Here is a 13,951-nt window from a genome sequence, read left to right on the forward strand (position 1 = left end):
AGGGATTTTAACCGTCATGCGTGACAGGCTTGTTCGGTGTGACGGAACAGTGTGTTTGGCGGACTGCGCAATCCCTGCTCAGCGCCCCCAGCGCAGCACCAGCGGGTCCAGGCGGCGGGCGGTCTCCAGCAGGCCCTGGCGGACCTCCTCGCGCATGGCCGGCAGCGGGTGGCGCGGCGCCTCGCAGGCGATCACCCCGCCGGCCTTCATCAAGGCCTTGGCACTGAGGATGCCGCCCTGACGATTCTCGTAATTGATCAGGGGCAGCCAGCGTTCGTACAGGCGGTAGGCCTCGTCCCGCCTGCCGGCGCGGTGGGCCTCGATGATGGGGCGCAGGCCGTCGGCGAAACCGCCGCCGGTCATGGAGCCCGTGGCGCCGGCGTCCAGGTCTGGCAGCAGGGTGATGGCTTCCTCGCCATCCCAGGGGCCTTCCACGGCAGCGCCGCCCAACGCGATCAGGTCGCGCAGCTTGGAGGCCGCGCCCGCCGTCTCGATCTTGAAGTAGGCCACGTGTTCGATCTCGCGCGCCATCCGCGCCAACGCCTGGGCCGACAGCGGCGTGCCCGCGACCGGCGCATCCTGGATCATGATGGGGATGTCCACCGCATCGGACACGCGCTGGAAGAACCCCGTCACCTGTTCCTCGGACACGCGGATCGTGGCGCCATGGTAGGGCGGCATGATCATCAGCATGGCGGCGCCCTGCTCCTGCGCACGGCGGCTGCGCGCGGCGCAGACCTGGGTGCTGAAGTGCGTGGTGGTCACGATGACCGGCACGCGGCCGGCGACGTGCTCCAGGATGGTCCGCGTCAGTATCTCGCGCTCGTCGTCCGACAGCACGAACTGCTCCGAGAAATTAGCCAGGATGCAGAGGCCATCGACGCCCGAGTCGATCATGAAATCCACTGCCCGCTTCTGGCTGGGCAGGTCCAGCTCGCCGGACTCGGTAAAGGTGGTGGGGACCACCGGGAATATGCCGCGATAGCGCGGGTTCTGGTAGGTAGCCATGGTTATTCGATGATGTTGAAGTGCTTGAGGTATTCGGTCTTCAGCGTCAGGCCCAGCCCGGGCTTGTCGTCGTCCAGGTCGATGAAGCCTTCCTTGGCCACCGGCTCGCCGTCGAAGATGTAATAGAACAGCTCGTTGCCGACTTCCACGTCGAACATGGGGAAGTACTCGCTCATCGGCGAAGCCAGCGTGCTCATCGTCAGGTGGTAGTTGTGCATCTGGCCGGCATGCGGCACGACCGGCACGCTGTAGGCCTCGCACAGCGCGTTGATCTTGTGCGCCGCCGTGATGCCGCCGACGCGGTTGGTGTCGTACTGCACCACCGACACCGCCTTGCGGTCCAGCAGCTGCTTGAAGCCGTAGAGCGAGAACTCGTGCTCGCCGCCGGAGATCGGAATCGAGGTCAGCTGGTTCAGTTCCGCATAGCCGTCGATGTCGTCGGCGATGACCGGTTCTTCCAGCCAGCGCGGCTCGAATTTCTCCAGCTTGGGCAGGATGCGCTTGGCGTATTCCAGGTTCCAGCCCATGTAGCACTCCAGCATCAGGTCGGTGTCGTAGCCGATCACCTCGCGCACCGCCTCCACCGACTTCAGGTTCTCCGACACGCCCTTCTGCAGATGCGCCGGACCATAGCCGAAACGCATCTTGAAGGCCGTGAAGCCCTGGTCCAGATAGGTCTGGGCTTCCTCCTGCATGGCTTTCAGGTCGGTGCGGTAGAGCTTGGAGTAATAGACCGGGATCTTCTCCTTGGTGCGGCCGCCCAGCAGCTTGAAGACGGGCTTGTTCACCGACTTGCCCAGGATGTCCCAGATGGCCAGGTCGATGGCCGAAATCGCGGCCATGGTCACGCCCTTGCGGCCCCAGGCGTGGGTGGACCGGTACATGCGCTGCCACAGGTATTCGTAATCCCAGGGATCCTGCCCGATCACCAGCGGCGCCAGGTACTGGTCGATGATGGCCTTGGCCACGCGCGGCGCCAGCGCCACATTGCCCAGGCCGACAATGCCATCGTCCGTCTCCACCTCGACCACGGTCCAGCCGTGGAAACGGAAGGTGCTCATGGTTTCCTGCTTGGAATACAGCAGGTCCATGGCGTTGGAGCAGAAGTTGCCCTGCGGCGGCACGGTCTTGCCGGTCCATTCGTAGACGCGGGCGCGGACGGATTTGATCTTCATGTAGCGTTCCTGCTTGAAATTGGGGGTACGGAATGAATGCGGTGGATCAGCCCGCCTGCGTCCGCGAGGCGCGGTGCGACAGGCCCATGCGGCAGGCGATCAGAAAGGCCTGCCAGGTGGCGTCCAGGTTGGCGCGGCCTTGGCCGGCGATGTCATACGCCGTGCCGTGCGCCGGCGTGGTGATGGGAATGGGCAGGCCGCCCTGCACCGTCACGCCGCGCGAGAAGCCCAGCAGCTTGATCGCGATCTGGCCCTGGTCGTGGTACATGGTGACGATGGCCTGGAACTCGCCGGCCTGCGCCTTCAGGAAGATGGTGTCGGCCGGGAACGGCCCCTGCACCGGCAGGCCCTCCTCGTTCAACTGCCGCACGGCCGGCGCAATGATGTCCACCTCTTCGCGGCCGCAGGTGCCGCCGTCGCCGCCATGCGGATTGAAGGCGGCCACCGCCACGCGCGGCTCGGCCATGCCGTTGGCCTGCAGCGAACGGTAGATCAGACGAGTCGCGGCCTTGATGCCGTCGATGCTGAGCGCGGCCGCCGCGTCCTTCAACGGAATGTGCGAGGACACGCGCGAGGTCCACAGATCTCCCAAGGTGTTGAATTCGCAGAAGTAGCCGGTCACGCCCAGGTACTGCGCGAAGTGGTGCAGTTCGTCATCGTGCCCCAGGCCACCCAGCTTCATGGCGTATTTGTTCAGGGGCGCGAAGCAGATGGCGTCGACATGGCCGTCGCGCGCCGCGTCCATGCAGGCGTTGAGCACCCGCAGTACGGATGCGCCACCCGCCGCCTCGGCCTGGCCGAGGTGCACCTGGCCGGGTTGGATGGTGTCCATGGCCAGCCAGGCGGGCACGCCGCTGTCCGGCCGGCCGCGCACCGCCTCGATGCTGTCCACGGCTTGGGTGGCGACCTGCACGCCCGCCACCCGCTGGCCTTCGCGCCACAGCCACTCGTCGCCCACCAGCACGATGTTTGCCCGCTGCGTGGCTTCTGGCCTGGCCAGCAGGCGCGCGATCAGTTCGGCGCCGATGCCGGCGGGATCGCCCAGGGTCAGGGCGATGACGGGTTTCTGCTGCGTGCTCATGTCTGGGTCATTCCACGGAAATGTTGTTCTTCTTGATGACGCCGGCGTAGCGCTGGTTCTCGCTCTTGTGGAACTGCGCGAACTGCTCCTGGGTCATCGGGTTGATGTCGGCGCCGATCGCCTGCAGGCGGGCCTGCGTGTCCGGCAGCGCCAGGATGCCGTTGACAGCGTCATGGATACGTTTCTGGTTGGCGGCGGGCGTGGCGCTGGGCATGTAGATGCCATACCAGGCGCTCATTTCCACGCCGGGCACGCCGGCTTCGGCCATGGTCGGCACGTCGGGCAGCTGGGCGTTGCGCTTGGCGCTAAGGACGGCCAGCGCGCGCACCTTGCCGCTCTTGATATGGGGAATCACGGAAGACGCGGTCTCGAACGCGATCTGCACCTGGCCGCCCATCAAGTCCACCAGCGCCGGGCCGCTGCCGCGGTATGGGATGTGGATCATCTGCACACCGGTGGCGTCCTTGAACAGTTCGGCGGCGATGTGCTGGGTGCTGCCGGAACCGCTGCTGGCGAAGTTGTAGGTACCCGGCTTGCTCTTGAGCAGCGCGACCAGTTCCTGCACCGACTTGGCCGGCACGTCGTTGTTGACCACCAGGATGTTGGGCACGGCGCCCACGAACACCACCGGCGTCAGGTCGCGGTCGTTGTCGTAGCCCAGCTTCAGCAGGTGCGGCGCGATGGCGTGGGCGGTCGAGACGCCCATCACCATGGTGTGGCCGTCGGTGGACTTGGCCGCCAGGTCGGCCGCCAGCGTATTGGATGCGCCGGGCTTGTTCTCCACCACCACGGTCTGCTTGAGCAGAGGACCCAGCTTGTCGGCCACCGCGCGCGCCATGGCGTCGGTGCCGCCGCCCGGGGCCGATCCCACCAGCAGGCGCAGGGGCTTGTTGGGCCAGTCGGCGTTTTGCGCCTGGGCAGGCGCCAGGGCCGACAGGCACAGGGCGCCGGCCGCCATCGCGGCCAATAGCCGAGTCTTCATGGTTGTCTCCTTGGTTGATGTTTTTTTGCCCTGGGACGGGCAATCTTTTATGGGTCCATCTTAGAAAGAAGCTTCGTTTCCGTAAAATGAAACTTTTGCACCAATCGTTCACCTGAGGCGATCAATCATGGAACGCGCCATCCACGTCCCCGCCCTGCTGGCCCGCCTGCGCTTGCGGCAGATCGTCCTGCTGCTGGCGATCGAAGAGCGCGGCACCCTGCGCGCGGCCGCCAGCCAGCTCAACATGACCCAGTCCGCCGCCAGCAAGATGCTGCACGAACTGGAGCTGGCCATCGGCCAGCCGCTGTATGGCCGGGTCGGCCGCGGCCTGGCCCTGACCGCGGCCGGCGAGTGCGTGATGGGATACTTCCGGGGCATGCGCGGGACGGTCTCGTCGCTGGCCCGCGAACTGGAGGAGCTGCGCCTGGGCAGCGCCGGCAAGCTGTTCATCGGCAGCATCATGGCGGCCTCGCCCGGCCACCTGACCGACGCCCTGCTGCGGCTGAAGCAAACCTATCCGCTGCTGGCGGTGGAGATTTCCACCGGCACCAGCGACCTGCTGATCGGCCGCATGAACGAGGGCAAGCTGGACGTGGTGATCGGCCGCATGCTGACACTCTCCGACAGCCAGTACGTCTTTCGCCCCATCGGCGACGAGGCCTTGTCGGTGATCGCGGCGGTGGACCATCCATTGGCCGGCCGCAAGCGCGTGGGCTTCGAGGCCATGCTGGCGTATCCCTGGGTGCTGCAGCCGCATGGCAGTCCGATGCGCGACGTGATCGAACAGGAGTTCCGTTCGCACAACGCCGCCACACCCAAGGGACTGATCGAATCGGCCTCCATCCTGACCACCACCAACCTGGCGATGAAATCAACCATGCTGGGGGTGATACCGGAATCAGTGGCCAGCCGCTACGCGGCGCATGGCCTCCTGGCGATACTGCCCTACCAGATCCGGCAGAGCCTCACGGCCTTCGGCAGCATCGTGCCGCGGGACCGGCCGCTGAGCGCGGCCGCGCGTCATTTCGTAGGCCTGCTGCACGGCGACGAGGCGGTTTGAGGCCGCGCAATGTAAAGGAGAAAACGGCCCCCGGCGCAGGGAAAAACAGGTCTGGCGCAGTACAATCGCGTGTTGCGCATCGCGCGTTTTTTTGATCGAGGTCCACACGTGAGCGCATTGCCCGCCTGTCCCAAGTGCAAGTCCGAATACACCTATGAAGACGGCGCCCTCTACGTCTGCCCGGAATGCGCGCACGAATGGTCGTCGCAAGCCGCCGAGTCCTCCGACGAAGCGGCCAAGGTCTATCTCGATTCGGCCGGCAACGTGCTGCAGGACGGCGATACCGTCACCGTCATCAAGGACCTGAAGCTCAAGGGGTCGGGCGGCGTGATCAAGATGGGCACCAAGGTCAAGGGCATCCGCCTGGTCGATAGCGACCACGACATCGACTGCAAGATCGACGGCTTCGGACCGATGAGCTTGAAGTCGGAGTTCGTGAAGAAGGTCTAGCAGCGCGGCGCGTGGTGGGTTGCGCGCGGTGGAGCTTCCGGGTTCTTGCCGGAAGTCTTGCGCGCCCTGCCCATCCTACAGATCCTCGGTTTCTTCCGGCTTGGGCATCAGGTACGCCGTCAGCGTGCTGGACAGTCCCGCCATCACCCATAGCACGAAGAAAGACACGGTATAGAACCCCGTGCGTCCCGTAGGGACGTGGCCGAAAATCGCCACGTCCAGCGGATCGATCAGGGCGAAGATCAGCGCGCTCCCCGCCGCGGCCGCCATGAACGACGGCCACAGGATCCACATCAATGATCGCAAGCCCATCTGTTGTTCTCCCGGGTTACGGATTGGCGCTGGGCGCAACCTGCTCGATGACCAGGCCGCGCTTGACCACGCCCTCCTGGATCGGCTGGTTGCTGAAGTTCGAGAAGGCGAAGTAGATCGTGATGAAGCAGCCTATCATGGCCGCGAACGGGCCTGCCATCAGGATCCAGGGCCAGGGTTCGCGGTACCAGGGCTTGGCGGCTTTGGCGGATTGGGCGGGGTTCATGGGCATGTCCTTTTCAATGCTCAGTCGGGTACATAGAAGCTGGCGGGCTCGTCGGTCTCGACCGGACGGCTCTCGCCGTCCTGGCCGCGCGCGCGCAGCGTGATGGCATGGGCGCCGGGCTCGGCGCCGGCCGGCGCGCGGATCACCATGGGTACCAGCTTGTTGGCCGCCGCCTCGACGTCGACCGTATCCGAACCCTGCTGCCCCATCATCACCTTCAGGCCGGGCATGCCTTCGGCCGCGAGCTGCAAGCGCATCGGCTGGTCGGAAGTATTGATGATCTGCAGGCGGTACACGTTCTCGATCATGCCGCCGGCGACTTCGCGTCCCAGCGCGCCGCGGTCGCGGATCACATCCACCCGCAAGGGGTTGCGCAGGGCCAGCGAGACCACGAAGGCAATGGCCAGCGCCAGGATCAGCGTGCCGTAGATCAGCACCCGCGGACGCAGCAGATGGGATCGGGCGCTCTTGGTGGATAGCCCGTCCAGCATGGCGCGTTCCGAGGTGTAGCGGATCAGGCCCGGCTCGTACTGCATCTTGTCCATGACCTGTTCGCAAGCGTCGATACAGGCGCCGCAGCCTATGCACATGTATTGCAGGCCGTCGCGGATGTCGATCCCGGTCGGACAGACCTGCACGCACAGGCTGCAATCGACGCAGTCGCCCAGGCCGGCGGCCTTGTGGTCCACCTTGCGCGAACGGCCGCCTCGCGGATCGCCGCGGCGCTTGTCGTAGGTGACCACGAAGGTGTCGGGATCCACCATCACGCTCTGGAAGCGTGCGTAGGGGCACATGTACTTGCACACGGATTCCCGCATGAAGCCCGCGTTGCCCCAGGTGGCGAAGCCGTAGAACAGCATCCAGAACCACTGCCAGGGGCCCAGTTGCAGCGCGAACAGCTCATGGCCCAGTTCGCGGATGGGAGCGAAATAGCCGATGAAGGTGGAGCCCGTCCACCAGGCCAGCGCGATCCACAGGAAGTGCTTGGTGATCTTGAGACGCGCCTTGCGCCAGGTCCAGGGCGATTCGTCCAGGCGGATGCGCGCGACGCGGTCGCCTTCGACCTTGCGCTCGATCCACATGAAGATTTCGGTATAGACGGTCTGCGGACAGGCGTAGCCGCAGAACAGCCGTCCCGCCACCGCGGTGAACAGGAACAGCGCCAGCGCCGAGATCACCAGCAGCACAGCGAGGTAGACCACGTCCTGCGGCCACAGCACCAGGCCGAATAGATAGAACTTGCGCGCGCCCAGGTCGAACAGCACCGCCTGACGGCCGTTCCACTGCAGCCAGGGCAGACCGTAGAAAATCAGCTGCGTAAGAAAGACAAACGCGATGCGCCAGCGGGCGAAGATGCCGCTGACAGAACGCGGGTAGATCTTGCTGCGCACGCCCGCCAGCGTCTGTTCCAGGGTTTCCGTCCCGGGACGCGGCGGCCTCACGTGCGGCCGCCAGGGCGGCGGGTCACCGTCAGGCGAATTGCCGACCCTTGCGGCTGACCCATCTTCCATTTGCTGCTCCCTGCTGTAAGTCCAGTGATATGGGGGCCGCGGCACGCGCGGCCCCCATCCAAGCTCGGTACTGCCTTTACTTCGTTGCGCTGGCCGGCGCGGTGCTGACCGGCGCGGCGCTCGCCGTCGCTTCCGGTTTGTTCGACAGGCCCCACACCCATGCCGTCAGGATCTTGATCTGCTCGGGCGTCAGGATGTCGCCGTGCGCCGGCATGCGGTTATCGCGGCCATCCAGGATGGTCTTGACGATGGTTGCCTCGGAACTGCCGTAGAGCCAGACGTCGTCCGTCAAGTTGGGCGCGCCCAGCGCCTGATTGCCCTTGCCGTCGACACCGTGACAGGCCACGCAGTAATTGGCGAACTCGCGCTTGCCGCGGAACACGCGGACCGGATCGGCCGTCAGGTCCGACAGCGAACGCACGTATTGCGCGATGTCGCCCGCGGTCTTGGCGTCGATCGCGGCCTTCCACGGCGGCATGACGCCGACGCGGCCCTGCGTGATGGTCTGCGTGATGGCTTCAGGCGAACCGCCATGCAGCCAGTCGCCGTCGGCCAGGTTGGGAAAGCTGGGTCCGCCCTTGGCGTCCGAGCCATGGCATTGCGCGCAGGTGTTCAGGAACAGGCGCTGGCCGATTTCGCGGGCGCCCGGATCCTGGGCGATCTGCGGAATGTCCATCGTTTCGAAACGCGCGTAGATCGGGCGTACGGCCTCGGCCATCTTGGCCTGCTGCCTGGCCACTTCTTCCGTGCTGCTGTAGCCCAGCTGGCCCTTGTATTCGCCCAGGCCCGGCATGAAGAACAGGTAGCCCAGGGCGAAGGCGCAAGCCAGCAGGTACATCCAGGTCCACCAGCCCGGCACCGGGTTGTTCAGCTCGGTCAGGTCGCCGTCCCAGACGTGGCCCGTGTCCTCGACCTTGCCGTTGGCCGGCTTGGTGCTGAGCCAGCGACGCTGCGTGTACAGCAGCCAGACGCACCAGACCACGCCGCCCACGGCGACGATCGAGATGAAATACCCCCAGAAGCCATTGACGAAATCGCTCATGACCGATTCGCTCCATCTTGTTGTCCCTGCCCGAACTCATCGGGCAGTGCGAACGGCAGCATGGCCGATTCGCGGTTGGCGCTCTGGCGGCCGCGCGAGCAGGCCCACCAGACGATGCCGAAGAAAGTTGCCATCGAGATGGCGGTGACGATTGCGCTCAGGTAGCCCAGCATGATCAGCCTCCCGCGGCCGCGGGCGCGGCGGCTTGAGTGGCGGGCTGCGCGGCGGACTGGGCCGCCTTCTTGGCCGCTTCCGCCTGCTTGGCCTGTTCGGCCTGCTTGGCCTTGCGCACGCCCACGCCCAACCCTTGCAGGTAGGCAACCAGCGCGTCTTCCTCGGTCTTGCCTTCGATGGCCTGGGGCGCCGCGGCGATTTCCTCGTCCGTGTAGGGCACGCCCAGCTTGCGCAGGGCGCGCATGCGGTCGCTCACGTTCTCGCCGGTGATGACGGTCTTTTCCAGCCAGGGATAGGCCGGCATGTTGGACTCCGGCACCACCTTGCGCGGATCGCGCAGGTGGATGCGGTGCCAGTCGTCGGAGTAGCGCTCGCCCACGCGCGCCAGGTCGGGACCGGTGCGCTTGGAGCCCCACAGGAACGGATGGTCGAACACCGATTCGGCGGCGATCGAATACGAACCGTAGCGCTGCACTTCGGCAGCCAGCACCCGCACCTGCTGCGAGTGGCAGCCGACGCAGCCTTCGCGGATGTAGACGTCGCGGCCCATCAGACGCAGCGGGCTGTAGGGTTCGACGCCCGCGACGGGCTGGGTCGTGCTGTGCTGGAAGAACAGCGGCACGATCTGGACCAGGCCCGCGAAGGACACCACCAGAATGCTGGCGATGATCATCCAGCCGATGTTCTTCTCGAGCGTCTGGTGGGAAAAGAAACCAGATTTCTTGTTGGCCATGATGTCCTCGTCAAACAGTGGCCGGCGCGGCGGTCACGGGGACCGGCTGGCGTGCGGCATGGGGATCGTCTTGCGGAATGGCGGGGTTGACCGGCTGCGCGCCGCGCACCGTCATCCACACGTTCCAGGCCATGACGAAAACACCCGACAGGAACAAAGTGCCACCCAGCAAACGGATCAGGTAGTACGGGACGCGCGTCTTAAGTTCTTCCACGAAGCTGTAGACCAGGGTGCCGTCGCTGGCGGTATCGCGCCACATCAGGCCCTGCTGCACGCCGGCGATCCACATGGCGGCGATGTACAGCACCACGCCGATGGTCGCGATCCAGAAGTGCAGTTCGATGGCCTTGACGCTGTACATCTTTTCGCGGCCATACAGGCGCGGGATCAGGTAGTAGAGCGAGCCGAAGGAGATCATGGCGACCCAGCCCAGCGCGCCCGAGTGCACGTGGCCGATGGTCCAGTCCGTGTAATGCGACAGCGCGTTGACCGTGCGGATCGACATCATCGAGCCTTCGAAGGTCGACATGCCGTAGAACGACAGCGCCGTCACCATGAACTTCAGGATCGGATCGGTGCGCAGCTTGTACCAGGCGCCCTGCAAGGTCATGATGCCGTTGATCATGCCGCCCCAGGACGGCGCCAGCAGGATCAGCGAGAAGGTCATGCCCAGCGACTGGGTCCAGTCCGGCAGCGAGGTGTACAGCAGATGGTGCGGGCCCGCCCACATGTAGGTGAAAGCCAGCGCCCAGAAGTGGACGATGGACAGGCGGTAGGAATAGATGGGACGGCCGGCCTGCTTGGGCACGAAGTAATACATCATGCCGAGGAAGCTGGTAGTCAGGAAGAAGCCCACCGCGTTGTGGCCGTACCACCACTGCACCATGGCGTCCTGCACGCCGGAGTAGGCGGAATAGGACTTCCACAGCGACACCGGCATCTCGATGTTATTGAAGATGTGCAGGATGGCGATGGTCAGGATGTACGAGCCGAAGAACCAGTTGGCCACGTAGATGTGCTTGGAACGGCGCTTGATGATGGTGCCGAAGAACACGATGGCATAGGCCACCCAGACCAGGGTGATCAGGATGTCGATGGGCCATTCCAGTTCAGCGTATTCCTTGCTGCTGGTGAAGCCCATGGGCAAGGTGATGGCGGCGGCGACGATGACGATCTGCCAGCCCCAGAACGTGAACGCGGCCAGCGGGCCGCAGAACAGGCGCGCCTGACAGGTGCGCTGGACCACGTAGTACGAGGTCGTGAACAGCGCGCTGCCGCCAAAGGCGAAAATCACCGCGTTGGTGTGCAGCGGGCGCAGGCGGCCATAGCTCAGCCATGCGGTGTCAAAGTTCAGCTGCGGCCAGATAAGCTGCGCAGCGAGAAAAACGCCCACAGCCATGCCAACGATGCCCCACACTACCGTCATGAGCGCGAACTGCCTCACGATCTTGTAGTTGAAGGTGTCGGCCTTGCTTGCGATTGCGGCGCAATCGTTCATCGCCCTTCCCCTAAAGTAACAAATAGCTCCAGACTGCAATGATGGGACTAGTCACAAGGGGCAGCGTTGATCTGGATCAAGCATCTGGCTGCGCGCAGGGGAACGCGGCGCCGGCGCAACGGGTCCAGGCGCGAAATCAAACGCGGCGTTCAGCCGCGCGGCTGGCGGGTCCGCTGTCGTCATCGAGCAGGATGGCGCGACCCGCGTCGTCGGTGTCGTCGTACTGGCCGTTGAAAACGGCCCACCACAGCGACACCCCGATGGCCAGCACGAACAGCAGGGACAAGGGCAGCAGCAGATAGAGGATGGTCATTGCGCCGCTTCCAGCGCGGCGGCGGGCGCTGGCGCACCAGACCAGTCGCGGCGGCAAAGGCGCCACGAGTTGTAGGCCACCGCCAGCGAGGACACCAGCATGGTGATCGCGGCCAGCCACGGCGTGACCCAGCCGATCAGCGCCAGCGGCGTCATCAGCAGATGCCAGATCAGCGAACCGTACAGGTTCTGGCGCGCGCGGCGGCGCGCCTCGCCCAACAGCTCATCCAGCGCCGCGTCGGGCATGTGGGGATGGGCGGCCAGCGCCGAATGGGCGGAGGCCATGGCGGTGGGCACCGCCATCGACATGGCGCAGGGACAGCTCATCACCAAGAGCGCCACCATCACCGGGATGCTGTGCGCCGGATCGATATAGGCCCAGGCGGCCGCGGCGGCCAGCGCCAGCGCGACCTGGGCCATGACGAAGCGCGAGGCCAGCCGGTCGGCGCGCGCGCCAAGTTCCAGACGCTGCGCCTCCACGCGCTCGTGGCGCGATCCGCCCGCCGCGCCGCCGAAGGACTGGCGGGCGCACAGTTCCAGGTAGCGCGCGGTCAGCAGAAAGGCCACGAACATCGTGACCGAGTCGAAGTACACCTCGCCCCGCCCCGTATAGGTGGCGTGGACGCTGGGTATGAAGGCGGCGACGATGCCCAGGGCCACCGGCACGTCCATGCCGGCGCGGCCGTGGCGCAGGTTGTCGCCCGCGTGGCGCCAGATCGGCCAGGCCGAATACACCACCACCGGCACGGTCAGCGCGAAGCTGGCCCAGTTCATCAGCACGATGGCCCAGTCCAGCGTTTCCAGCGCATCGGCGGGCATGCTTTCGTGCCGCAGGTAGCCGGGCCAGGCGAACATCATCACCTGCATCATCGCCAGCCACGCGAGCGACAGGCGCACCAGCGCATGGCGGCGCTGCTGGCGGTCGGCGTCGGACAGGCTGGCCGGGACGGCGAAGATCGATTTTGCTCGCATGCGCCGATGTTACTCAGCGCGTTACAAGACTGCCTTGATCTGGATCAAGGCGGGTCCGGCCGGTTTGCCCCGGCAACGCGGACGGGCTCGGCCCCGCCCGGATTGGAGGAGCCCGGCTCTGGGGGCCGGGCTCGGGAGCGCCTGACTCAGGGCCGCTGGCGGCGCAGCACGTCCACCACGGCTTGCATCAAGCTGGCCAGTTCGTCCTCGGCCATGGTCAGCGCCGGAGTCAGGTAAACCACATTGCCGAAAGGCCGCACCCAGACGCCGGCTTCGACCAGGCGCCGCTTCAGGCCCTCGCGGTCGGCGATGCCGTCCAGTTCGACCACGCCGATCGCGCCCAGCACGCGCACGTCGCGCACCCAGGGCAGTTCGCGGCAGGGCTCCAGGCCCGCCGCCAGCGCCACCGAGATCGCCTGCGCCTGCGCCAGCCGCGGCTCGGTCTCGAACAGATCCAGCGAGGCGTTGGCCGCGGCGCAGGCCAGCGCGTTGCCCATGAAGGTGGGGCCGTGCATCAGCGCATGCGAGGGATCGTCGGACCAGAAGGCCTCGAACACGCGCTTGCTGGCCACCGTGGCGGCCAGCGGCAAGGTGCCGCCGGTCAGCGCCTTGGACAAGGTCACGATGTCCGGACGGATGCCGGCCTGTTCGAAGGCGAACATGCTGCCCGTGCGGCCGAAGCCGGTGAAGATCTCGTCGAAGATCAGCAACAGGCCATGGCGGTCGGCCAGGCGACGCAGGCGGCGCAATACTTCCGGGTCATGCAGCAGCATGCCGCCTGCGCCCTGCACCAGCGGTTCGACCAGGATGCCGGCCAGCCGGGATCCATGAACCTCCAGGTGGGCCTCCAGCGCGGCCAGCTCGGCCTCGCTGCGCGGCAGGTCGACGATGTCGTGCCCGGCCAGCATGCCGCGGTACAGGCTGTGCATGCCCTCGTCCGGATCGCAGACCGCCATGGTGCCGAAGGTGTCGCCGTGATAGCCGCCGCGGAACGCCAGGAAGCGGCTGCGGCCGCGTTCGCCCTGGTTCAGCCAGTACTGCAAGGCCATCTTCATGGCGACTTCCACCGCCACCGAGCCGGAATCCGTATAGAAGACGCGGTCCAGCCCCGGTCCCAGCATGGCGGCCAGGCGGCGCGCCAGGGTCAGCGCCGGCTCATGGGTCAGCCCGCCGAACATGACGTGCGGCATGGCGTCCAGCTGCGCGCGCACCGCCTGGGCGATGTGCGGATGGTTATACCCATGGCATGCCGTCCACCAGGACGCGACGCCGTCGATCAGGCTGCGGCCATCGGCCAGTTCGAGCCTGCTGCCGTGGCTGCGCACCACCGGCAGCGGCGGCGTCGCCGTCTTCATTTGGGCATAGGGGAGCCAGATATGGGGCTGGCCCTGGGCCACCCAGTCGGGCGTGTGCAT

At 66.0% G+C, this 13,951-nt stretch carries 16 protein-coding genes; 2 read left to right on the forward strand and 14 right to left on the reverse strand.

The window, feature by feature from the left end:
* Positions 1 to 78 precede the first annotated feature (78 nt).
* The 4 genes from AC3WOB_RS22450 to AC3WOB_RS22465 are packed head-to-tail and all read right to left on the reverse strand — an operon-like array spanning position 79 to position 4,246.
* Complete coding sequence (locus tag AC3WOB_RS22450; protein WP_492276233.1) at positions 79 to 1,008, reverse strand: dihydrodipicolinate synthase family protein; 930 nt, start codon at positions 1,006 to 1,008, stop codon at positions 79 to 81.
* Positions 1,009 to 1,010: 2 nt separating this feature from the next.
* Positions 1,011 to 2,183 (reverse strand): L-rhamnonate dehydratase, encoded by a 1,173-nt coding sequence (locus tag AC3WOB_RS22455; RefSeq protein WP_207469265.1) that lies wholly within the window; start codon positions 2,181 to 2,183, stop codon positions 1,011 to 1,013.
* A gap of 46 nt (positions 2,184 to 2,229) precedes the next feature.
* On the reverse strand, positions 2,230 to 3,264 hold the full coding sequence (locus tag AC3WOB_RS22460; protein WP_492276234.1) for a 4-hydroxythreonine-4-phosphate dehydrogenase PdxA: 1,035 nt from the start codon (positions 3,262 to 3,264) through the stop codon (positions 2,230 to 2,232).
* A 7-nt stretch (positions 3,265 to 3,271) separates the two neighbouring features.
* Complete coding sequence (locus tag AC3WOB_RS22465) at positions 3,272 to 4,246, reverse strand: Bug family tripartite tricarboxylate transporter substrate binding protein (protein WP_492276235.1); 975 nt, start codon at positions 4,244 to 4,246, stop codon at positions 3,272 to 3,274.
* 127 nt (positions 4,247 to 4,373) lie between these two features.
* Between AC3WOB_RS22465 and AC3WOB_RS22470 the strand changes: the two genes are divergently transcribed.
* Both AC3WOB_RS22470 and AC3WOB_RS22475 read left to right on the forward strand, forming a co-directional pair.
* Positions 4,374 to 5,306 (forward strand): LysR family transcriptional regulator, encoded by a 933-nt coding sequence (locus AC3WOB_RS22470; protein WP_492276236.1) that lies wholly within the window; start codon positions 4,374 to 4,376, stop codon positions 5,304 to 5,306.
* 108 nt (positions 5,307 to 5,414) lie between these two features.
* Positions 5,415 to 5,756, forward strand: a complete 342-nt coding sequence (locus tag AC3WOB_RS22475; protein WP_492276237.1) for a zinc ribbon domain-containing protein YjdM — start codon at positions 5,415 to 5,417, stop codon at positions 5,754 to 5,756.
* A 75-nt stretch (positions 5,757 to 5,831) separates the two neighbouring features.
* On the opposite strand, the gene AC3WOB_RS22480 is transcribed toward AC3WOB_RS22475, so the two are convergent.
* The 10 genes from AC3WOB_RS22480 to AC3WOB_RS22525 all read right to left on the reverse strand — a co-directional run bounded on the left by AC3WOB_RS22480 (position 5,832) and on the right by AC3WOB_RS22525 (position 13,951).
* Positions 5,832 to 6,068: a hypothetical protein gene (locus AC3WOB_RS22480; protein WP_013394984.1), complete on the reverse strand. Its 237-nt coding sequence runs from the start codon at positions 6,066 to 6,068 to the stop codon at positions 5,832 to 5,834.
* A gap of 16 nt (positions 6,069 to 6,084) precedes the next feature.
* Complete coding sequence (locus AC3WOB_RS22485) at positions 6,085 to 6,294, reverse strand: FixH family protein (protein ID WP_013394985.1); 210 nt, start codon at positions 6,292 to 6,294, stop codon at positions 6,085 to 6,087.
* Between the two features lie 20 nt (positions 6,295 to 6,314).
* The gene (gene ccoG / locus AC3WOB_RS22490; protein WP_013394986.1) at positions 6,315 to 7,805 is read right to left on the reverse strand and encodes a cytochrome c oxidase accessory protein CcoG; all 1,491 of its coding nucleotides are present in this window, start codon (positions 7,803 to 7,805) and stop codon (positions 6,315 to 6,317) included.
* Positions 7,806 to 7,881: 76 nt separating this feature from the next.
* The gene (gene ccoP / locus AC3WOB_RS22495) at positions 7,882 to 8,847 is read right to left on the reverse strand and encodes a cytochrome-c oxidase, cbb3-type subunit III (protein ID WP_492276238.1); all 966 of its coding nucleotides are present in this window, start codon (positions 8,845 to 8,847) and stop codon (positions 7,882 to 7,884) included.
* Entirely contained in the window at positions 8,844 to 9,020 is a 177-nt protein-coding gene (locus AC3WOB_RS22500; RefSeq protein WP_013394988.1) for a cbb3-type cytochrome oxidase subunit 3, read from the reverse strand. The genes ccoP and AC3WOB_RS22500 overlap by 4 nt, the downstream gene beginning before the upstream one ends.
* A gap of 2 nt (positions 9,021 to 9,022) precedes the next feature.
* Entirely contained in the window at positions 9,023 to 9,754 is a 732-nt protein-coding gene (gene ccoO / locus AC3WOB_RS22505; protein ID WP_492276239.1) for a cytochrome-c oxidase, cbb3-type subunit II, read from the reverse strand.
* A 10-nt stretch (positions 9,755 to 9,764) separates the two neighbouring features.
* Positions 9,765 to 11,252, reverse strand: coding sequence for a cytochrome-c oxidase, cbb3-type subunit I (ccoN, locus tag AC3WOB_RS22510; RefSeq protein ID WP_013394990.1), 1,488 nt, complete (start codon positions 11,250 to 11,252; stop codon positions 9,765 to 9,767).
* A 136-nt stretch (positions 11,253 to 11,388) separates the two neighbouring features.
* Complete coding sequence (gene ccoS, locus AC3WOB_RS22515; RefSeq protein WP_013394991.1) at positions 11,389 to 11,565, reverse strand: cbb3-type cytochrome oxidase assembly protein CcoS; 177 nt, start codon at positions 11,563 to 11,565, stop codon at positions 11,389 to 11,391.
* On the reverse strand, positions 11,562 to 12,536 hold the full coding sequence (locus AC3WOB_RS22520) for a hypothetical protein (RefSeq protein ID WP_492276240.1): 975 nt from the start codon (positions 12,534 to 12,536) through the stop codon (positions 11,562 to 11,564). Before AC3WOB_RS22520 ends, ccoS begins: the two co-directional genes overlap by 4 nt.
* Positions 12,537 to 12,682: 146 nt before the next feature.
* Entirely contained in the window at positions 12,683 to 13,951 is a 1,269-nt protein-coding gene (locus tag AC3WOB_RS22525; RefSeq protein WP_492276241.1) for an adenosylmethionine--8-amino-7-oxononanoate transaminase, read from the reverse strand.

It is taken from the genome of Achromobacter sp. FW305-C-30-7, assembly GCF_058783105.1.